We start from the raw sequence: 20,982 nt of genomic DNA, 5'->3' as shown, positions 1-20,982 counted from the left end.
CGAGCGCGGCGACGGAGGGAGCCTGTTCCTGCTCGTCCGTGTTCCTTTCGTCTTCCTTTGATGACGGCGGTGGACACCATCGATGACGAACGGAGCGGCCTGGCAAGGCCACCGGAACTACTCCGCGACGGATCCGGTCAATGCGGCAACCCGGTCTCCAGCGCCCGCAAGCCAAGCATGAGTGTCTGAAGCCAGAGCCTTCCGCCCAAAGGCGGAACAGGTCTCACGCCGCCTCGCAGGGCAATCGCATATGGCCCCTCTCCCGCCCCGGGAGAGGGCATGGAACCGACGGCCGCAGGCCGGACGACTGCAAGGCAGTCGTAGGTGGAATGCGGTCGCGAGCCTTGCGAGCGACCTCGGGGCCCATGCGGAGCATGGGAAGGGTGAGGGGTGATGCAAGAAACCCTGCGGTTCCGGGGTCTTGGAACACCCCTCACCCTCCCCACTTCGTGGGTCCCCTCCCTCTCCCGGGGCGGGAGTGGGCGATTATTGCCATATGCGATTGCCGTGGGTCACCTCGTCGCCCGGCGACCGCTGCGGCCGTGCAAGGGGTTCGATCCCCGCGACGATGATGTCGATGCCGGCGAGGAACTGCTCGCGGTCGTCATGGTCGCGCATCCGGGCCGCGAGATCGCGCACGAATGGATACTCCGCGGGGTCGAGCCGCGCCCAGCGTTCGGCCACGCCGCCGAGGAAGGCCGACCGGTCGGCGCCGGTGGGACGCGACCGGGCGCTGACGGCGTTGGCGGCGTTCTGGCCGGCGGCGCCGACGATGTAGTTCACCAGCGCCGACCAGGCGTCGAAGCGCGCCCGCTCGGGCACGCCGAGCGCGAGGAGTGCGGCCCCGATCCCCTCGAACAGCCGCAGCGCACCAGGACGCCAGGGCTCGCGCGTAAGCTGCCCGCCGGCCCAGGGGTGTGCATCGACCGCATCGAACACCGCCAGCGCGACGGCGCGGATGGCGCTTCGCGGATCAGCGGCATCCCCCACGCCGGCCAGGGCCGTGGCGAGGACGTGGTCGACCGCCGCCGTCATCAGCTCGCCCCGGTCGGCGACATGCCAGTAGAGCGCGCCGGCCCCGGTCGCCAGCCGGGCGGCGAGCGTGCGGAAGGTCAGCGCGCCCTCGCCTTCGGCGTCGAGGATGGCGATCGCCGCCTCCACGATCCGCTCCTTCGACAGCGCATCCGCGCGCCGTCCCGTCTGTCGTGCCTTGCCCGTCATGAGCGGCATCTTGACATGGATGGAACATCGTTCCAAGACTTGGGTACTGGAACATCGTTCCATAGACGATCAGGATCATCATGACGACGACACCCATCACCATCGTGGGCGCCGGTCTCGGCGGCCTCGTCCTTGCCCGCGTCCTTCAGCGGCACGGCATCCCCGTAACGGTTCATGAGGCGGACGCCTCGGCGCAGGCCCGCACGCAGGGGGGGCAGCTCGACATCCATCCGCACAACGGCCAGCGCGCGCTGGCGATCGCCGGGCTGACCGAGGCGTTCCGCGCGATCATCCACGAGGGGGCGGAGGCATCGCGGGTGCTCGACCGCGACGGCACCCTGCTGTTCGACCAGCCCGACACCGGCACCGGCCAACGGCCCGAGGTGCTGCGCGGCGATCTCCGCCGCATCCTTCTCGATGCGCTGGAGCCGGGAACCGTCCGCTGGGGCCGGAAGCTGGCGGCCGTGAGGGGGCTCGGCGGCGGCCGGCACGAACTGACCTTCGCGGACGGCTCACGCGAGACCAGCGACATCCTCGTCGGCGCGGACGGTGCCTGGTCGCGGGTCCGCCCGCTCGTCTCGGACGCCCGGCCAACCTATGCCGGGCTCACCTCGGTCGAAACCTACCTTCACGATGTCGATGCGCGCCATCCGGCGACGGCGGCGGCGATCGGCAGGGGAGCCGCATACGCGGTCGTCCCGGGCCGCGGGCTCATCGCCCACCGCGAGGCGGGAAACGTCATTCACGCCTATGCCATGCTGCGGTGCCCGGCGGGCTGGGCGGACGGCATGGACGTCGCCGATGCCGCGGATGCGAAAGCACGGGTCGCGGCCGAGTTCGCCGGCTGGGCGCCGGCCCTCGTCGCGCTGATCACCGACAGCGATACGCCACCGGTCGCGCGCCCGCTCCACACGCTGCCGGACGGACACCGCTGGGAGCGCGTGCCGGGCGTGACGCTGCTCGGCGACGCCGCGCACCTGCTGCCGCCGAACGGTGAAGGCGCCAACCTGGCGATGCTCGACGGCGCGGAGCTCGGGCTGGCGATCGCCGCGAACCCGGAGGACGCCGAGGCGGCGCTCGCCGCCTACGAAGCCACGATGTTCGTGCGCAGTGCTGCGGAGGCGGCCGAAACGCACGTGACCCTGGACCTCACGCTCGGCGACCGCGCCCCCCACGGCCTCATCGGGCTCTTCACCGGCGGCGAGGGAGGCCGGCGCGCCTGATCCGGCGCCGGCCGCGGAGCGGCGTGATGCCCCGCCGCCCCGGCCGCCCTTTGCCGCCCTTTGCCGGCCTCGCCGGCCTGCCGGCGGCCGCGCCCCCCGCCTTCACCCCTCCAGGATCTTGTCCGCGGTGATCGGCAGGTCGCAGATGCGCTTGCCGGTGGCGTGATAGATCGCGTTGGCGATGGCGGCGGGAACGCCGACGATGCCGATCTCGCCGACGCCCTTGGCACCCAGGGGGTTGACCACCTCGTCATGCTCCTCGACGAAGATGACGTCGATGTCGTGGACGTCGGCGTTCACCGGGATGTGGTATTCGGCGAAGTCGTGGTTCATGAAGCGGCCGAGGCGCTGGTCGGTCATCGTCTCCTCCTCCAGCGCCATGCCCAGGCCCCAGACCACCGCCCCCATCACCTGACTGCGCGCCGTCTTGGGATTGATGATCCGCCCGGCCGCCACGGCGCTGACCACGCGGGTGACCTGGACGGTGCCCAGATCCTCGTCGACCCGCACCTCGGCGAAGACCGCCGAATGGGTGCCGGCCTTGTGCTGCATCTGCGCCTTGTAATAGGGAACCGACAGCGCCTCCTCCTCCAGGACCAGCAGGTCGTTGGCGCGCATCACCTCGGTGATCGACAGGCGCCAGGACGGGTCGGACCTGGCGACCAGGAAGCCGCCGGCGAAGTCGAGATCGCCGGCCTTCAGGCCCTTCAGCGGCCCGTCGTTCAAGCCGGTGGCGAGCTTGGCCAGCCGCTCGCGCAGCCGGTCGCAGACCGCCTTGACCGCCGAGCCGACCGACGACACCGTCCAGGAACCGCCCTGCAGCGGCGCCATCGGCAGGTTGCTGTCGCCGAGCTGGAAGGACACCTTGTCGAGCGGCAGGCCCAGCACGTCGGCGGCGATCTGCGTCATCGCCGTGTAGGTGCCGGGGCCGATGTCGGCGGTGGCGCTGCCGACCGTCAGCGTGCCGTCGATGCCCAGGCGCGCGCGGGCCGACGCCTGCCCCTGCATGGCGTCCCAGACGCCGGTGGCCATGCCCCAGCCGATGAGCTGCCGCCCCTGGCGCATCGAGCGCGGCACCGGGTTGCGCCGGCTCCAGCCGAAGCGCTCCGCCCCCTGGCGGAAGCAGGCGCGCAGCTCCTTGCTGGAGAAGGGCTTGCCGGTGTTGGGGTCGATCTCGGTGTAGTTCCTGAGCCGCAGCTCCAGCGGATCCATGCCGAGCCTGGCGGCCAGTTCGTCCATGGCGATCTCCAGCGCCGGGACGCCGGTCGCCGCCCCCGGGGCGCGCTGGTCGAGCGGGGTGTGGGTGTCCATCCGCGCCAGCTTGTAGTCGAGCCGGACATTGTCGCACTTGTATTGCTGGCCCGACCAGTTGACCACCACCTCGACATAGTTCTCGGTCTGCGAGGTCTCCTGCACCGCCTCGTGGATGATGGCGGTGAGCGTGCCGTCCTTGCGCGCGCCGAGCGCCACGCGCTGCAATGTCTCCGGCCGGTGGCCGAAGCTGAACATCTGCGGGCGCGACAGCTCGACCCGCACCGACCGCTTCAGCGTGGTCGCCGCCAGCATCGCCATGAAGAGCTGGTGCTGCGGCCGCAGGCCGGAGCCGAAGGCGCCGCCGACGAAGGGGCTGATCACCCGCACCGCCTCCTTGGGCAGGCCGAAGACGTTGCAGACGTAGGTCTGGGTGTTCAGCGGCCCTTGCGTCTTGTCATGGACGGTCAGGGTGCCGTCATTGTGGTAGACGACGGTGGAGGCGTGCATCTCCATGGGGTTGTGATGCTCGACCGCCTGGGTGAACTCCAGGTCGACGCTGACCTCGGCCTCGGCCAGCGCCCGGTCGGCGTCGCCGCGCGGCTTGGGGGGCGGCTCGAATCCGCCCTTGTCCTTGCCGGGCGTGAAGGCGGCGGCGCTGGCGGCCTGCAGGTCGGTCTGGTGCGGGTCGGCCTCATACTCGACATGGATCAGCCGGGCGGCGTAGCGCGCCAGCTCGAAGCTCTCCGCCACCACCAGCGCGATGGGCTGGAGGGCATGGTGGATGGTCGCGTCGTAGAGCGGCCGGAAGGGCGAGCCCTTCGGCGCGTCGTCGTCCTTCCAGCGGCGGTCGAACCACGGCAGGCTCGGGCGGTTCTCGTGGGTGAAGACCTGGAGCACGCCGGGCAATGCCAGCGCCCTGGCGGTGTCCATGCGCAGGATGCGCCCGCGGGCGACGGCGCTCGACAGGATGTAGCCGTGGACGAGGCCGGGGGTGTTGAACTCGGCCGCGTATTTGGCGGCGCCGGTCACCTTCAGGCGGCCGTCGACGCGGCTGACCGGCTTGCCGATCTGGGCGCCCGGACGGTCCGGCGACTGGTCGAGGAGGTCGGGAATGGTCGGTTTCGCGATCATGGGTGCTCCACTCCGGCGGCCTCGGCCAGGGCGCGGACGATGGCGCGCTCGGCAAGCCCGATCTTGAAGGCGTTGTGCGACCGGCCCTTGGCCTCGCGCAGCAGCAGGCGCGCGGCGTCGCGGAAGGTCTCCAGCGAGGCCGGCTTGCCGGCCAGCTCCGCCTCGACCTCGCGGTCGCGCCAGGGCTTGTGGGCGACGCCGCCGAGCGCCAGCCGCGCCGAGCGGATCGTCGCGCCGTTGGCGCCCTCCAGCTCCAGCGCCGCCGCCACCGAGACCAGCGCGAAGGCGTAGGAGGCGCGGTCGCGCACCTTGAGGTAGGTGGAATGCGCGGCGAAGCCCTGGGGCGGCAGGTCGATGGCGGTGATGAGCTCGTCGGCGGCAAGCGTGCTGTCGATCTGCGGGGTGTCGCCCGGCAGGCGGTGGAACTCGGCGAAGGGGATGACGCGCTCGCCCCGCGGCCCGGTGACGCGGACCTCCGCCTCCAGCGCCGCCAGGGCGACGCACATGTCCGACGGGTGCACGGCGATGCACTGGTCGCTCGCGCCGAGGATGGCATGGATGCGGTTGACGCCGCCGATGGCGCCGCAGCCGGTGCCCGGCTCGCGCTTGTTGCAGGGGGTGCCGGTGTCGTAGAAGTAGTAGCAGCGCGTCCGCTGCAGCAGGTTGCCGCCGTTGGTCGCCATGTTGCGGAGCTGGGCCGAGGCGCCGGCCAGGATCGCCTTGGACAGCATCGGATAGCGCGTGCTCACCCGCTCGTCGTAGGCGGTGTCGGCGTTGCGCGCCAGCGCCCCCAGCCGCAGGCCGCCGCCGTCGGTCTCCTCGATGCCGTCGAGGCCGAGGCGCGAGATGTCGACGAGGCGGTCCGGCCGCATCACGTCGGCCTTCATCAGGTCCAGCAGGTTGGTGCCGCCGGCGACGAACTTCACCGGCGGCTGGGCGGAGCCGGGCGACCCGCTCTCCGCCTGTCCGGCGACGGCGCGCAGCGCGGCGTCGACGCCGTCGGGACGATCGTAGGAGAAGGCCCTCATGACGGGCCTCCGGCCTTGTTCGTTGCCTTGGCGTCCGTTCCCTTGGCGTCCGTTGCCTGGGCGTCCATCACCTGCCGGATGGCGGCGACGATGTTGGGATAGGCGCCGCAACGGCACAGGTTGCCGCTCATCAGCTCGCGGATGTCGTCGTCGGTCGTGGCCCGCCCCTCCTCCAGCATGCCGACGGCCGAGCAGATCTGGCCCGGCGTGCAGTAGCCGCACTGGAAGGCGTCATGCTCGACGAAGGCCTCCTGCATCGGATGCAGCGCGTCGCCGCGGGCCAGCCCCTCGATGGTGGTGACCGCCCGCCCCTCCTGCATCACCGCCAGCGTCAGGCAGGAATTGATGCGCCGGCCGTCGACCAGCACGGTGCAGGCGCCGCACTGGCCGTGGTCGCAGCCCTTCTTGGTCCCGGTCAGGTCGAGCTGCAGGCGCAGCGCGTCCAGCAGGCTGGTCCAGGGAGCGACGTGCAGCGTCTTCGGACTGCCGTTGATCGTCAGGGTGACCTCGACGAGGTCGGGAGGCGGCGGTGCCGGTTGCTGCTGCGCGTGCCCAAGGGACGCGCTGCCTGTTGGCTGGGACATGACCTCTCCACGATCGGCTGGAATACGCAGGGGCCGCCCGCTCCAGGCGGGCGGCGGCGCGTCTTGGCTGGGTTGGTAACACCGCCGGTCCGCCACCGTTCCGCACCGGAAGGTGCTGTCAAACGGCGAGTCCGCCCCCATGTCATGCGGCACGGAAGGTGTGGGGCCTCACCCCCTCCCCATCCCTCCCCCGCTTCGCGGGAGAGGGGGCAGGATGCTTGTCGGCGTGAACCGATCAGCAGAGCGGCGGCAGTTCCCTCTCCCGCAAAGCGGGGGAGGGTTAGGGAGGGGGAAAAGTCAGCGCCCAGCGCCTCAACTCGCGGAGATCACACCATGAAGCTTTCAGGGTCCTGCCGCTGCGGCGCCGTGCGGTTCTCGCTGAACTCGCCGACACCCTATCCGTTCCTGCGCTGCTATTGCAGCATCTGCCGCAAGAGCGCCGGCGGCGGCGGCTATGCGATCAACCTCGGCGGCGATGCCGGCAGCCTGGAGGTCGAGGGCCGCGAGGCCGTGGCGGAATGGCGCGCGCCGATCGACGATCCGGACCATCCCGGCCGAACCTGCCCCGGCCCGTCGCACCGGCACTTCTGCAAGCACTGCGGCACGGCGCTGTGGGCGGAGGATCCGGCCTGGCCGGAGCTGGTGCATCCCTTCGCCTCGGCCATCGACACCCCGCTGCCGGTGCCGCCGGAGCGGGTGCACATCATGCTGGACTACAAGGCGCCCTGGGTGGAGGTGCCGTCCGGCCCGCAGGACCGCCACTTCGCCCGCTATCCCGAGGAGTCGCTGGAAGACTGGCACCGGCGCCACGGCCTGCTGGACCGCTGACGCGGGGTCGCCCACGGTGCGCCTGATCCGGTGGCTGACCCTGCTCCTCCTGCTCGCGGTCCTGGCGGGCGGGGCGGCGCTGTGGGGCGGCCTGGTCGCCGTGCCGCCACGCTACGACCCATGGGCGCCGCTCGACCTGCGGGCCGAGCCGGACTGGCTGACCGGCTTCAAGCTGGCGCGGCTGGCGGACGACCCGCAGCAGTGCCGGGCGGCGCTGGGCAACACGGAGCTGCGCTTCACCGCCCTCCCCGACCGTGACGGCGGCGAGAACTGCCCGCTGCGCGACGTGGTCCGCGTCGCGCGCTCCGAGGTCGCCTTCAGCAGCGGCTTCATGGCCACCTGCGGGCTGGCGGCCGCCTGGACGCTGTTCGAGGCGAACGTGCTGCAGCCGGCGGCCGAGCGCCGTTTCGGCCGGCGGGTGGCGCGGGTCGAGCATCTCGGCACCTACGCCTGCCGCAACGTCTACGGACGCGCCGCCGGGCGGCGCAGCGAGCATGCCAGCGCCAACGCCATCGACCTCGCCGCCTTCGTGCTGGCCGACGGCACGCGGATCAGCGTGCTGAACGACTGGGGGGACGCCGGGGTCGGCGGCCGCCCGGACGGCGAAAGCAAGGCGGCCTTCCTGCGCGACCTGCGCGACGGCGCCTGCCGCTTCTTCGACGTGGTGCTGGGACCCGATTACAACGCCGCCCACCGCAACCACTTCCACCTCGACATGGGGCGTTTCGGCGTCTGCCGGTGAGGGCCGCCCGTCCCGGCGGATCAAAGCTCGCCGCGGCGCGCCAGCGCGGCGATGCGGTCGCCGGTGCGACAGGCCACCGCCTGGATGGTCAGGGAGGGATTGACCCCGCCGACCGTCGGGAAGACCGAGCCGTCGCAGATCCACAGGTTCGGCACGTCCCAGCTCCGGCAATCGGCGTTCACCACGCTGGTCGCGGGATCCTCGCCCATGCGGGCGGTGCCGTTCAGGTGGCAGGTGTCGTCGTCCTGCTCCCACACGCCGCGGGCGCCGGCGGCCTCCAGCGCGCGGCCCATGAAGTCCAGGGCATGGCGGATCATCCGCTTCTCGTTGTCGCCGAAGCCGTAGGTGATGCGCGGGATGCGCAGGCCGTAGCGGTCGGTCTCGTCGGCCAGGGTGACGCGGTTGCGCTCGTCCGGCAGGCACTCCCCGACCATCTTCAGGCCAACGCTGTGGTTGTAGTCCGCCATCTCGCGCATCAGCGCCTCGCCCCACAGGCCGCGTCCGCTCAGCGTCCTGGCCCAGACGATCGGCAGCGGCCCCTGGCTCATGTAGCAGTAGCCGCCGTGGAAGTCCTTGCCCTCGTCCGTATAGTTCCAGTGCTCGGTCAGCGCCAGCGACGGCGGCCCCTTGTAGGAGCGGACCTCGCGGTCCATCCGTCCCCAGACCGCTTGGTTGAGCTGCACCATCAGGTTCCTGCCGACCAGGCCGGAGCTGTTGGCCAGACCGTCGGGGAACAGGCCGCTGGCGGAGTTCAGCAGGAGCCGCGGCGTCTCGATGGCGTAGCCGGCGACCACGACGTTGAGCGCCCTCTGGAAGCGCCAGCGGCCTTCGCGACAATAATGCACCCCGGTGGCGAGTCCGCGGCGGTCCGTCTCGACCCGGCCGACCATCGCGAGGTCGCGGATCTCGGCCCCGGCCGCCAGCGCCCGTGGCAGCCAGGTGTTCAGCACGCTCTGCTTGGCGTTGGTCGAGCAGCCGGTGACGCAGAATCCGCGATAGACGCAGGGCGGCGCCTTGCCGTGCGGCGAGGACAGGGTCGCGAGCGGTGTCGACGACCAGCCGATCCCCAGCGCCTCCGCGCCCGCCGCCAGCACCTGGGCGGCGGCGTTCAGCTCGTGCGGGCGGCGCGGGTAGCGCGGGCGCTTCGGCCCCCAGGGATAGGTGACGGGGCCGGAGATCTGCAGCGCCCGCTCGACCTCCGCGTAGTAGCGCCACATCTCGCGCCAGTCGATCGGCCAGTCGGCGCCGTAGCCGAGCCGGCTGCGCGACTTGAACCAGTCGGGCCGGAAGCGCAGGGAGACCATGGCGAAATGCACGGTGCTGCCGCCGACCGCCTTGCCGCTGTTGTTGGCGCCCAGCTTCAACGGCAGCTCGCCGTCGCACAGCCGGTCGTCGGTCCAGTAGAGCTTCTGCTGCTCCATCTCGTCGGAGGCGAAATCCTCCAGCGGCCGCCAGTAGGCGCCGGCGTCGAAGGCGACGACGGAGAATCCGGCCTCCGCCAGCTTGCAGGCCAGCGTGCCGCCGCCCGCCCCGGTGCCGACGATGGCGAAGTCGACCGGCTCGTCCTCGCCGTGCTCGCGCATCGGCACCCAGCCGCCGGGCACGAAGACGTCCGGCGCGCGGCCATGGCAGGCGCGGGGAGCCTCGGCCGGATCGCCGCCCCCCGGACGCTCATCGGACATGGCGGTTCTCCCGGCGCGCCGCATCCTCCCGCCCCGGCGCCGCTTCCGCGGCCTCCCAGGGATCGCGGCCGTCGAACCCCATGCGCACATAGCCACGCGGGCTCGCCGGGCCGCCGAAGCCGATCTCGCTCCAGGCGGCCGGGTGAGCGTAATAGAGGCCCACCAGATCGTACAGCAGGCGCGCGGAGAAGAAGGTCTTCGGCGCCATGCCCTGCCAGGCCGGGCCGGCGAGCCTGCCCTCCTGCATGTCCCGCAGCAGGGCGTCCTGCTCGGCGGGCGTCAGGTCCGGGAAGCCGCGGCCCTGGGCCTGCCGGCTCTCGGCGTCCAGCGCCGCCAGGGCGCGTTTCCAGGCGACATCCGTCGGCGGCAGGGCGACGTCGCGATTGCCGTCGCCCGGCCCCTCGCGCAGGCGCAGGTCCAGCAACGCTGCGACCGGCACCGGGCGCTCGCGCTCCGGCGGCTGCGGCAGGATGCGGTCGCAGAGCGCGCGCAGGACGCCCCATTCCGCCTCGTCGAAGAAGCGATGGTCGTCGATGCCGACGGCGAGCCGGCGGCCGACGACCTCGCGGGTCTTGTCGTTCCAGGACAGGCCGTCGCGCTTGGCCAGAACGTCGTAGCCGGGATAGCGGTCGCTCATCGCCCGTCTCCTTGCTCACGGCCGCTTCCGGCGACCTCGTCCCGCAACGCCAGGGCGGCCAGCCCGGCGAAGGCGAGCGCGGTGTAGCTCGGCGGGGCCGGCAGGGGCGGACCGTTCAGGATGTTCTGCCGCCAGTTGCCCCAGCCCCCCATGTTCCGGTGGACGCCGAAGGCGTGGAAGCCGGTTCCCAGCAGCCCGAGCCCGGCGGTCGCGCGCATCGCCAGGCGCGCCGCCCTCCGCGGCCCCGGCCCGTCGTGCCACAGGGTGCGCAGCAGGACCGCCGCGGCGGCGGGCGGGATGGTGACCGGCAGATACATGGCCGGGTTGTGGTAGGCGCCGCGGAAATGCAGCAGCGCCGTCTCCGCCACCGTCCCGAGGATGCCGGCGGCGGACAGGACGGTCAGCACCTGCGGCGCCGGCAGGCCGGCGACCGATGGCGGACCATCCGGCCCGTGGCGCACCCGTTCGGCCGCGAAGCCGAGGAGGCCGGCCAAGCCGATGGCGGCCGGGGCGCCGATCGGAGCGCCATAGAACAGGTTCAGCCAGGACAGCCCGCCCGGCCGCCGCGTCACGTTGCAGAGGTGGAAGGCGGTGCCGGCGATGCCGGTCAGCGCCGCCGCGGCATAGGTCGCGTCGCGGAACCGGTGGGCGCGCGGCCGCCGGTCGAGCGAGCCGTGCAGGCTGGCGGCGATGGTGGCGCCCGACGCCAGCAGCGGGGTGATCATCGCCGGGTTGTGGAAGGATCCGCGATAATGCTCGACGGCGCTGTCCGCCAGGACCGACGCACCCAGCAGGGCCGCCGCGCGGTTCAGCCGGCGGCCGGCCCGCACCGTAGAGCCCCCGTCATCCGGGGCGCCATCATCCGTGCCGGCGGCGCGTGACGGGCCGGGCCGCAGCACCCAGGCGAGCGCCGCCGCCGCGGCGACGCCGCCGAGCCCGGCCAGCAGCCCGTTGCGAACGCGGCGGCGGCCGGCGCCCAGCGGGTCGCGGGCAACCCCCGCCGGAACGCCGCCCGGCGGCGGGCGGACGGCGTCAAGCGCCGTAAGGGGGAGCAGCGCCATCGTCATGCCCTTCCTTCCTGCCTGGGGCCTGCCCTGCCTGGGGCCTGCCCTGCCTCGGGCCTGCGGCGAGCGGCACGTCGCGGACGCCGCAGCCGGAGGGGTAACTCCGCGCCGGTCAGGAAGGTCCCGCGGGGCACGCATTCGCGTCCCGCATTGCCGGGAACCGGAACCGGGCCGCAGGGATCATGTTGGAGCCCAGGAGACCGGACGCGGGGACCGGGAGCCAATGGGTGGCGCCCACGGTCCCCGATCAGCCCGCTTCAAGCACCCCAATCCAAGCGGCCCGAAGGGCTACGCGGCACGGAGAACATCCCATGGCACGCACGGCAGGCGACATCCTGGTGGACGTCCTGGTCGACTGGGGAGTCGACACGATCTTCGGCATCCCCGGTGACGGCATCAACGGCATCATCGAGGCCTTGCGCAAGCGCAAGGACGAGATCCGCTTCATCCAGGTCCGGCACGAGGAAGCGGCGGCCTTCGCCGCCTGCGGCTATGCCAAGTTCACCGGCAAGCTGGGGGTCTGCATCGCCACCTCCGGCCCCGGCGGCATCCACCTGCTGAACGGGCTCTATGACGCCAAGCTGGACCACCAGCCGGTGCTGGCGATCACCGGGCTGCAATACCACGACCTCGTCGGCACGCACACGCAGCAGGACGTGGAGCTGGACAAGCTCTACCAGGACGTCGCCGTCTACAACCAGCGCATCATGGGCGCGGCGCATGTCCGCAACATCGCGACGCTCGCCTGCCGCTCCGCCCTGTCCTACCGCGGCGTCGCCCACATCACCATCCCCGTCGACCTCCAGGAGCAGGCCGCCGGCGACGACATGCGGGCGCCGCGCAACGTCAAGGGCCACAACACCGCGCTGTTCGCACCGGAACTGCCGGTGCCGTCGGAGGCGGAGATGCGCCGGGCGGTGGAGATCCTGGACGCCGGCAAGCGCATCGTCATCATGGCCGGCCAAGGGGCGCTGCACGCCACCGACCAGCTCGAACGGCTGGCGGAGAAGACCGGGGCGGTCATCGTCAAGGCACTGCTGGGCAAGGCCGCCGTTCCGGACGACAGCCCCTACACCACCGGCCAGATCGGCCTGCTGGGAACCGAGCCGTCGCAGACGGCACTGGAGACCTGCGACACCCTGCTGATCGCCGGCTCGACCTTCCCCTACATCGAATACTACCCGAAGCCCGACCAGGCGCGCGGCGTCCAGATCGACATCGACCCGGCCCGCATCGGCCTGCGCTATCCGGTGGAGGCCGGGCTGGTCGGCGACTGCCGGCTGGCGCTCGACCTGCTGATCGATCGGGTGCGGCCGCACGAGGACCGTTCCTTCCTGGAGCGGGCGCAGAAGGGCAAGGCCGAGTGGATGCGGCTGATGGAGGAGCGCGGCACCCGCCAGGACATGCCGATGAAGCCGCAGGTCGCCGCCTGGGAACTGGGCAAGCGCCTGTCCGACACCGCGATCGTCGCCTGCGACAGCGGCACCATCGCCACCTGGTGGGCGCGCCAGATCCCGGTGAAGCGCGGCCAGATGCATTCGCTGTCGGGCAACCTCGCCACCATGGCGCCGGGCCTGCCCTACGCCATCGCCGCCCAGGTCGCCTATCCCGACCGCCAGGTCGTCGCCTATGTCGGCGACGGCGGCTTCTCGATGCTGATGGCCGACTTCGTCACCGCGGTGAAATACAACCTGCCGATCAAGATCATCATCAACAACAACGCCTCGCTCGGCCAGATCAAGTGGGAGCAGATGGTGATGCTCGGCAATCCGGAATATGTCTGCGACCTGCACCCCATCGACTTCGCCAAGGTGGCGGAGGCCTGCGGCGGCAAGGGCTTCACCATCCGCGACCCCAAGGATTGCGGCGCCATCCTCGACGCCGCGCTGGCCCATCCCGGCCCGGTGGTCGTCGACTGCATCGTCGACACCAACGAGCCGCCGATGCCGGCGAAGGTGCAGGCGAAGCAGGCCGCGCACTTCGCCGAGGCGCTGGCCCGCGGCACCCCCGACGCCCTGAAGATCGCCGCGACGGTGTTCAAGGACCGCGCGCGCGAAGTGATCTGAGGCAATCGTCCCGCGAGGCCGCCATGCCCGACCGCCGGCCCACCACAGACCGCCCGGCCATCGACCGGATCGCCGTCGAGACCTTCACCATCCCCACCGACGCGCCGGAAGCGGACGGCACCTTCGGCTGGGACCATACGGTGCTGGTGGTCGTCAGCGTGGAGGGCGGCGGCCGCAACGGCCTCGGCTACGGCTATGCCGACCGGGCGACGGCCCGGCTGATCGCCGGCACGCTGGGGCCGCTGGTGACGGGCATGGACGCCCTCGACGTCAACCGGGCCTGGATCGCCATGACGGCCGCCGTGCGCAACCTCGGCCGGCCGGGCATCGCGTCGATGGCGATCGCCGCCGTCGACGCCGCCCTCTGGGACCTGAAGGGCAAGCTGTTCGGCCGCCCGGTCGCCGACCTGCTCGGGCGGGCCCGCGACGCCACCCCCGCCTACGGCAGCGGCGGCTTCACCAGCTATTCCGACCGGATGCTGGCCGACCAGCTCGCCGGCTGGGCGGGGGACGGGCTGACGGCGGTCAAGATGAAGATCGGCGGCGATCCGGCCACCGCCGCGCGGCGGGCGGCGGTGGCGCGCGGCGCGATCGGAGACGGGGTGGACCTCTACGTCGACGCCAACGGCGCCTGCAGCCGCAAGGCAGCGCTGGCGACCGCCGAGGCGCTGGCCGGGCTGGGCGTCACCTGGTTCGAGGAACCGGTGTCCTCCGACGACCTGGAGGGGCTGCGGCTGGTCCGCGACCGCGGGCCGGCCGGCATGGCGATCGCCGCCGGCGAATACGGCTACACGCCGGCCTATTTCCGCCGCATGCTGGAGGCGGGGGCGGTCGACGTCATCCAGGCGGATGCCACGCGCTGCGGCATCACCGGCTTCCTCGCGGTGGCCGCGCTGGCCGAGGCGTTCGCCACACCACTGTCCGCCCATACGGCGCCCTCGCTGCACACGCAGGTGGCATGCGCCTGCCGTCCGATGATGAACATCGAGTATTTCCACGACCACGCCCGCATCGAGCGGATGCTGTTCGAGGGGGCGGCGGTTCCCAGGAACGGCCTGCTCGCCCCGGACCCCGGCCGGCCGGGGCTCGGGCTCGACTTCAAGCGGGCCGACGCCGAGCGGTTCAGGGATGCGGGGTGACGCCGGCCCGCGGGCCATGAAGACGGGAGGACGCCGATGAAGACGCTGCTGTACCGCAGCGATGCCGTTGCCCTGTTGCCCTTTTCCGCGCTGGCGGACATCTGCGTGCGCAGCGCCCGGAAGAACCGGACGCTGGGAATCACCGGCTTCCTGGTGGAGCATGAAGGAACATTCCTTCAGATCCTCGAAGGGGAGTCCGACGCTGTCCTCGCCCTGTTCGAGCGGATCGAAGCCGACACCCGGCATACCAACGTCACCGTCACCCTGTGCCACGACAGCGGACCGGACCGCAGCTTCGGCTTCTGGGCGATGAATGTCGGTCCGCTCGACGATCCGTCCTTCTGGACCGGCGACTTCGCCGGCCTGCGCCGGGCCGGCGAGTTCCGGTCGCGGAGCCGGGATCCCGACGTGGCACTGGCGGTCCTGCGCCGCGCCTACGAGTTCGCCGTGACGCTGGCCGGGAAGAACGAGGTGATCGCCAATTTCATCCGCGGCGGACACCCTTAGAGTCTGTCTGGTGCTTCTGGTCTTCCATGTGATTCACGTTTCAAGCGACAGCGCCTGAAACGATCACGCTCTAGGCGCCACGGACAGCTTGACGGGATGCTTTTGCATGGCATGGTCGCACCTCGCCCGGCCACACCGACGCCAACCCGGCCGGCCGTCGAGGAGAATGAGGTCCGATGAACGCCTTGCGGCGTCTGTCCGCTCCCGTGCTGGTGCTCGCCATCCTGGGTGCCCTGGCTGCGGCGAAGCCCTGGCTGCACGTCCATCTGGACCGGCTGGCCGGTCCCGGGCTCAGCACCGGATTCGATCTTGCCGTGGCGGCGGCGGCCTGGCTGGTCGCGGCCTGGGTCGGCTCGCGGGTGATCGACCTGCTGGCGGCGGGGAGCAGCGGCAGCAACGGCGGCACGAACGGCGCCGTTCCCCGGCAGCCGCGCATTCCGCGCCTGCTCAGCGACCTGCTGCGCTTCCTGGTCTACGGCGTGGCGGTGGTCGGCATCCTCGCCTTCGTGCTGAACCAGCCGGTCACCGGACTGCTGGCGACGTCGGGCGTCGCCATCGCCGTGCTGGGCTTCGCCCTGCGCAACATGATCGCCGACATCTTCGCCGGGATCGCGCTGAACATCGAGCATCCCTACCGCATCGGCGACTGGCTGGAGCTGTCGCCCGGCGTCTCCGGCCGGGTGGACGAGATCAACTGGCGAGCCACCCGCCTGATCGCATCCGACGGCACCGCGCTCATCGTGCCGAACGGCATCGTCGCCGGCAGCCGGTTCGTCAATTTCAGTTGGCCCAACCCGGCCTTCCGCACCACCGCCGCCATCCTGCTCGACAGCGACATCCCGGTCGAGCGCGCCAAGCGCATCCTGCTGTCGGCCCTGCTCTGCGCCGACGGCGTGCTGCCGACACCGCAGCCGGACGTGATCGTCGATGCCGTGACCCCCAACGGGATCAACTATCTGGTCCGCTTCTGGATCGACGACGGCGGCCGGGTGTCGCAGGTGCGCGACGCCGTGCTCTCGGCGGCCCTGTCCAACCTGGCGCATGCCGGGGTCGAGCCAGCCCGCCCGAAGCAGGAATCCCGCCCACGCGCGGATGCCGGCGTCGAAGGCGGCTCCCTGCGGCGCAGCCTGCTGCGGCGGCTGGAGCTGTTCGACGCCTTCGACGATCCCGAGATCGAGGCGCTCGGCCGCGCGATGCGGCGGCGGCTCATCGCCGCCGGCAGCGCCGCGGTGCGCCAGGGGGACGCGGGCGAGTCGCTGTTCGTCATCGCGGAGGGGGTGTTCGACGTCCAGGTCGCCGCGGCCGACCCCGGCGGCCGGCCGGCCGTCCGCCACCTGACCCGGCTGCGCCCCGGCGAGTTGTTCGGCGAGATGTCCCTTCTGACCGGCCAGCCGCGCAGCGCCTCGGTAGTCGCCTGTACCGACGCGGTGATCTTCGAGCTGGAACGCAGCCATCTCGATCCCGTGCTGCGCCGCCGCCCGGAATTGGCCGAGCGGCTGGCGGAACTGATGGCCGACCGCCAGAGCCGCAACAACACCCGTCCCGACCGCCCGGAGGGGTCGGCACCGCCGCCGCATGCGGAAAAGCAGGCGCTGCTGGCGCGCCTGCGCGGGATTTTCGGCCTGTGACGCGGCGACCGTAGCGGGCACCCCGGCGGCATCAGCTTCCTCCGCCACCAGGGACCGTCACCCTGCCCCACCGTGGCAAGGCCATTTTGCCACCCGGGATTGGTGGACGTGGCCGGCGCCGGTCCCCATCTATCGACCTCCGATCGCAGCGCCGGATGGGCGCGCGGCCGGACGCAGGCGTCGAACGGCCCTCCGCGCCGGCTTTCGCCGGGTCCAACCCTCATGGAATACCGGCATGGGATTCCGGCGTGGAACCCTGGCCGGTGCGGGACGTTATGCCGTGCGGACGCAGCAAGCGTTCCCGGCGGTCGTCGCGACCGCCTGCAACGGGTGGCGGCCGCATTCCGCAGCCGGCGCCCCCGGTGTTTGGCCCTTCTTGCGGGTCGAGCGCCCCTTCGTCCTGAACCAACGAGGAGGCTCGACAGCCGATGTGCGGACTGAGTGGTGAGATTCAATTCAAGACCGGTCACGCGGCCAATGTGGCGGCGGTGCAGGCCATGTGCGACCGCATGGCGGCACGGGGACCGGACGGCCACGGCCTGTTCGCCCATGGGCGCGTCGCATTCGGACATCGGCGCCTGAAGATCATCGACCTGAGCGAGGCCTCGCAGCAGCCGATGGTGGACGCCGACCTCGGCCTCACCATCGTCTTCAACGGCTGCATCTACAATCACCGGGACCTGCGCCAGGAGCTGGCCGGGCTCGGCTACCGCTTCTTCTCCGAAGGGGACACCGAGGTCCTGCTGAAGGCCTACCATGCCTGGGGCCGCGACTTCGTCAAGCGGCTGAACGGCATGTTCGCCTTCGCGATCCACGAGCGCGACAGTGGGCGCGTCGTGCTGGGCCGCGACCGGCTCGGCATCAAGCCGCTTTACCTGGCGGAGGTGCCGGGCGCCCTGCGCTTCGCCTCCTCGCTGCCGGCGCTGGTCGCCTCGGGCGGCATCGACACCGACGTCGATCCGGTCGCCCTGCACCACTACATGAGCTTCCACGCCGTCGTGCCGGCGCCATACACCATCCTGAAGGGCGTCCGCAAGCTGCCGCCGGCGACCATCCTGACGGTCGAGCCCGACGGCTCCCGGCAGGAAAGCACCTACTGGTCGCTGACGTTCGGGCCACAGGCCGGCGACGAAGGCCGCAGCTTCGCCGACTGGCGCGACCTGGTGCTGGAAAAGCTGACGCTCGCCGTGCGCCGCCGCCTGGTCGCCGACGTGCCGGTCGGCGTGCTGCTGTCCGGCGGCCTGGACAGCTCGCTGATCACGGCGCTTCTGGCGGAGAACGGCCAGAGCGGGCTGAAGACCTTCTCGATCGGCTTCGAGACTGTGGGTGACGAGCGCGGCGACGAATTCCAGTATTCCGACATCGTCGCCGAGCGCTTCGGCACCGACCACCACCGGCTGTTCGTCGACAGCGGGCGGGCGCTGCCCGAGCTGGCCAACTGCGTCCGGGCGATGTCGGAACCGATGGTCAGCCACGACAACATCGGCTTCTTCCTGCTGTCGCAGGAGGTGGCGAAGCACGTCAAGGTCGTGCAGTCGGGCCAGGGCGCCGACGAGGTGTTCGGCGGCTACCACTGGTATCCGCCGCTGCTGCAAAGCGGCGACGCGTTGGCCGATTACGCCCGCGTCTTCTTCGACCGCGACCATGCCGAAATGGCCGAGGCGCTCGACCCGCGGCTCGTCGGCGACGACCATTCGCGCCACTGGTTGGAAGGGCGCTTCGCCCAGCCAGGCGCCGAGCGGGCGGTGGACAAGGCCCTGCGCCTCGACACCACCGTGATGCTGGTCGACGATCCGGTGAAGCGCGTCGACAACATGACGATGGCCGCCGGGCTGGAGGCGCGGGTGCCCTTCCTCGACCACGAGCTCGTCGAGCTGGCGGCCCGCATCCCGGCCGAGATGAAGGTGGCCGAGGGCGGCAAATACGTCCTGAAGGAAGCGGCGCGCAGCGTCGTGCCGGCGGAGGTGATCGACCGGCCGAAGGGCTATTTCCCGGTGCCGGCGCTGAAATACCTGCGCGGCCCCTTCCTGGACCTGGTCCAGGACGTGCTGAGCGCCCCGGCGGCCCGCGAGCGCGGCCTGTTCCGTCCCGACTATCTGGGCCGGCTGCTGGCCAATCCGGACCAGCACATCACCCCGCTGCGCGGCTCGAAGCTGTGGCAGGCGGCGCTCCTGGAGTTCTGGTTCCAGGAACAGGGGCTCTGACCGCGATCCGCCGGTGCCGCGGTTGAGACGGCACCGGCGGCAACCGCCAACAGGAACCGGCCCCCTGCGCAACGGCCCCCTGCGCAACGGCCGGCGAGGCGCCCTCCCGTGCCCCTCGCCGCCACCGCAGCGGGATCCGAAAGGCAAGACCGGCCGACCACCCGGGGAGATCCACAGCATGACCTACGCCCGCGTAAAGCCGCACCGGCTCGAACGTGCCGCCAGCGCCAGCCTTCGCCACACCGGGCGCCATACCGTCGACGACGACGCCGACGACGGCACCACGCCGCGCCGCGACGTGGTGATCGATTGCGGCTGGGGCCGGTTGATCTTCGCCCACACCTTCGACGACCTCGACCGGCTGGTCGGGACGCTGCGGCAGGAGGCGCCGGGGACCCGCGACATCGCCTTCTACCTGCAGGACCCCCATGTTGCGCTGGCCCAGGCGCCGCAGGAGCTGTTCCTCGACCCCTCCCACACGTTCCGCCTGTGGCTGACCGACTACCGGCCTTCGCGGCGCCGGCCCAAGGGCTACACGGTCCGCCGCCTGCGCACCCGCGAGGACGCCGAGGGCGTCCAGCGCATCTACGCCCGGCGGCGGATGGTCCCGGTGTCCGCCTCCTTCCTGGTGGCGACGCGCAACAGCCGGCTGCTGACCCATTTCATCGCCTGCGACGAGAGCACCGGCGAGGTGATCGGGGCGGTGACCGCCGTCGACCATGCCCACGCCTTCGCCGACCCGGAGAACGGCAGCTCCCTCTGGTGCCTGGCGGTCGATCCGCAGGCCTCCTTCCCCGGCGTCGGCGAGACGCTGGTGCGCACGGTGGCGGAGCACATGCAGGCGCGCGGCCGCGCCTTCGTCGACCTGTCGGTCCTGCACGACAACGAGACGGCGATCGCGCTCTACGAGAAGCTGAATTTCCGCCGCATCCCGGCCTTCGCGCTGAAGACCAAGAACCCGATCAACGAACGGCTGTTCATGGGACCGGAACCCGGCGAGCAGTTGAACCCCTATGCGACGATCATCGTCAACGAGGCCCGGCGCCGCGGCATCGGCGTCGACATCCTGGATGCCGAGGCCGGCTATTTCTGCCTGACCTGGGGCGGGCGCAGCGTCGTCTGCCGCGAATCGCTGAGCGAGCTGACCTCCGCCATCGCCATGAGCCGGTGCGACGACAAGGCGGTCACCCGCCGCGTGCTGGAGCGCGCCTCGCTGAAGGTTCCGGCCCAGGCGGTCGCCGGCGAGCCGGAGGAGAATGCCCGGTTCCTGGAGACGCACGGCCGCATCGTGGTCAAGCCGGCCCGCGGCGAGCAGGGCCGCGGCATCACCGTCGACATCCGCGATGCCGAGACCATGGAACGCGCCATCGCCGCCGCCCGCCAGCATTGCGACACCGTGCTCCTGGAGCAGTTCTGCGAAGGCCAGGACCTGCGCATCATCGTCATCGACAAGAAGGTGGTGGCCGCAGCCGTGCGGCGGCCGGCCGAGGTGACCGGCGACGGCACCCACAGCGTCCGCGAACTGATCGAGGCGCAGACGCGCCGGCGGGCCGCCGCCACCGGCGGCGAGAGCCGGATCCCGATGGATGCCGAGACCGAGCGCTGCCTGGCCGCCGCCGGCAAGGGCTACGACGACATCCTGCCGGCCGGCGAGGTGCTGGCGGTGCGCAAGACGGCCAACCTGCACACCGGCGGCACCATCCACGACGTCACCGACGCCCTGCACCCGGAGCTGGTGGAGGTCGCGACGGTCGCCGCCCGCGCGCTGGACATTCCGGTGGTCGGCTTCGACCTGCTGGTGGAGGCGCCGGAGCGTCCCGGCCACGTCTTCATCGAGGCGAACGAGCGTCCGGGCCTCGCCAACCACGAGCCCCAGCCGACGGCGGAGCGCTTCGTCGACCTGCTGTTCCCGCAGACGCGCGGCATCCTGTGAGACGGATGCGGGATGCCTCCGATGACCCGCCCCCTGCGCGCCCCGCCCGCGCCGGCATCCCCAAGGGGCGCTGACGCCGCGGGACGGGCCGGGAGGGGGCGGCCGCCCACC

The 20,982-nt window shown here is 71.6% G+C and carries 16 protein-coding genes; 9 read left to right on the top strand and 7 right to left on the bottom strand.

What is annotated here, in order from left to right; genetic code table 11:
- Positions 1-486 precede the first annotated feature (486 nt).
- Positions 487-1,221, bottom strand: coding sequence for a TetR/AcrR family transcriptional regulator (locus J2850_RS08190; protein ID WP_209980476.1), 735 nt, complete (start codon positions 1,219-1,221; stop codon positions 487-489).
- A gap of 80 nt (positions 1,222-1,301) precedes the next feature.
- On the opposite strand from J2850_RS08190, the gene J2850_RS08185 reads away from it, so the two are divergent.
- Complete coding sequence (locus J2850_RS08185; RefSeq protein WP_209980474.1) at positions 1,302-2,444, top strand: FAD-dependent oxidoreductase; 1,143 nt, start codon at positions 1,302-1,304, stop codon at positions 2,442-2,444.
- 102 nt (positions 2,445-2,546) lie between these two features.
- On the opposite strand, the gene J2850_RS08180 is transcribed toward J2850_RS08185, so the two are convergent.
- Genes J2850_RS08180 through J2850_RS08170 form a run of 3 tightly spaced genes read right to left on the bottom strand, consistent with a single transcriptional unit; the run spans position 2,547 to position 6,441 of the window.
- Positions 2,547-4,829, bottom strand: a complete 2,283-nt coding sequence (locus J2850_RS08180) for a xanthine dehydrogenase family protein molybdopterin-binding subunit (RefSeq protein WP_209980472.1) — start codon at positions 4,827-4,829, stop codon at positions 2,547-2,549.
- A complete protein-coding gene (locus J2850_RS08175; RefSeq protein WP_209980470.1) occupies positions 4,826-5,857 on the bottom strand; it encodes an FAD binding domain-containing protein in 1,032 nt (343 codons plus the stop codon). The genes J2850_RS08180 and J2850_RS08175 overlap by 4 nt, the downstream gene beginning before the upstream one ends.
- Complete coding sequence (locus J2850_RS08170) at positions 5,854-6,441, bottom strand: (2Fe-2S)-binding protein (protein WP_246512899.1); 588 nt, start codon at positions 6,439-6,441, stop codon at positions 5,854-5,856. The genes J2850_RS08175 and J2850_RS08170 overlap by 4 nt, the downstream gene beginning before the upstream one ends.
- A gap of 333 nt (positions 6,442-6,774) precedes the next feature.
- Here J2850_RS08170 and J2850_RS08165 point away from each other — a divergent pair, with 333 nt between their 5' ends.
- Positions 6,775-7,269 (top strand): GFA family protein, encoded by a 495-nt coding sequence (locus J2850_RS08165; RefSeq protein WP_209980469.1) that lies wholly within the window; start codon positions 6,775-6,777, stop codon positions 7,267-7,269.
- A 16-nt stretch (positions 7,270-7,285) separates the two neighbouring features.
- Complete coding sequence (locus tag J2850_RS08160) at positions 7,286-8,011, top strand: extensin-like domain-containing protein (protein WP_209980467.1); 726 nt, start codon at positions 7,286-7,288, stop codon at positions 8,009-8,011.
- 20 nt (positions 8,012-8,031) lie between these two features.
- Here J2850_RS08160 and J2850_RS08155 read toward each other — a convergent pair whose 3' ends face one another.
- From J2850_RS08155 to J2850_RS08145, 3 genes are read right to left on the bottom strand one after another with little or no spacing between them, the layout of a single operon-like run.
- Positions 8,032-9,693 (bottom strand): GMC family oxidoreductase, encoded by a 1,662-nt coding sequence (locus J2850_RS08155; RefSeq protein WP_246512898.1) that lies wholly within the window; start codon positions 9,691-9,693, stop codon positions 8,032-8,034.
- A complete protein-coding gene (locus J2850_RS08150; protein WP_209980465.1) occupies positions 9,683-10,330 on the bottom strand; it encodes a gluconate 2-dehydrogenase subunit 3 family protein in 648 nt (215 codons plus the stop codon). The genes J2850_RS08155 and J2850_RS08150 overlap by 11 nt, the downstream gene beginning before the upstream one ends.
- Entirely contained in the window at positions 10,327-11,391 is a 1,065-nt protein-coding gene (locus J2850_RS08145) for a hypothetical protein (protein ID WP_246512897.1), read from the bottom strand. The genes J2850_RS08150 and J2850_RS08145 overlap by 4 nt, the downstream gene beginning before the upstream one ends.
- Before the next feature lie 314 nt (positions 11,392-11,705).
- On the opposite strand from J2850_RS08145, the gene J2850_RS08140 reads away from it, so the two are divergent.
- The 6 genes from J2850_RS08140 (at position 11,706) to ngg (ending at position 20,871) form a co-directional block, all read left to right on the top strand.
- A complete protein-coding gene (locus J2850_RS08140; RefSeq protein WP_209980464.1) occupies positions 11,706-13,460 on the top strand; it encodes a thiamine pyrophosphate-dependent enzyme in 1,755 nt (584 codons plus the stop codon).
- A gap of 23 nt (positions 13,461-13,483) precedes the next feature.
- Complete coding sequence (locus tag J2850_RS08135; RefSeq protein WP_209980462.1) at positions 13,484-14,599, top strand: enolase C-terminal domain-like protein; 1,116 nt, start codon at positions 13,484-13,486, stop codon at positions 14,597-14,599.
- 36 nt (positions 14,600-14,635) lie between these two features.
- Complete coding sequence (locus tag J2850_RS08130; protein WP_209980460.1) at positions 14,636-15,106, top strand: BLUF domain-containing protein; 471 nt, start codon at positions 14,636-14,638, stop codon at positions 15,104-15,106.
- Between the two features lie 176 nt (positions 15,107-15,282).
- Positions 15,283-16,734, top strand: a complete 1,452-nt coding sequence (locus J2850_RS08125; protein ID WP_209980458.1) for a mechanosensitive ion channel family protein — start codon at positions 15,283-15,285, stop codon at positions 16,732-16,734.
- Between the two features lie 428 nt (positions 16,735-17,162).
- Entirely contained in the window at positions 17,163-18,938 is a 1,776-nt protein-coding gene (locus tag J2850_RS08120) for an N-acetylglutaminylglutamine amidotransferase (RefSeq protein WP_209980456.1), read from the top strand.
- A gap of 178 nt (positions 18,939-19,116) precedes the next feature.
- A complete protein-coding gene (gene ngg, locus J2850_RS08115) occupies positions 19,117-20,871 on the top strand; it encodes an N-acetylglutaminylglutamine synthetase (protein WP_209980455.1) in 1,755 nt (584 codons plus the stop codon).
- Positions 20,872-20,982: the final 111 nt, after the last annotated feature.

The organism is Azospirillum picis, from assembly GCF_017876115.1.
Taxonomy (GTDB): Bacteria; Pseudomonadota; Alphaproteobacteria; order Azospirillales; family Azospirillaceae; genus Azospirillum; species Azospirillum picis.
Note: the sequence above shows the minus strand (reverse complement) of the source record. Positions and strands in the feature narration are given on the sequence as shown.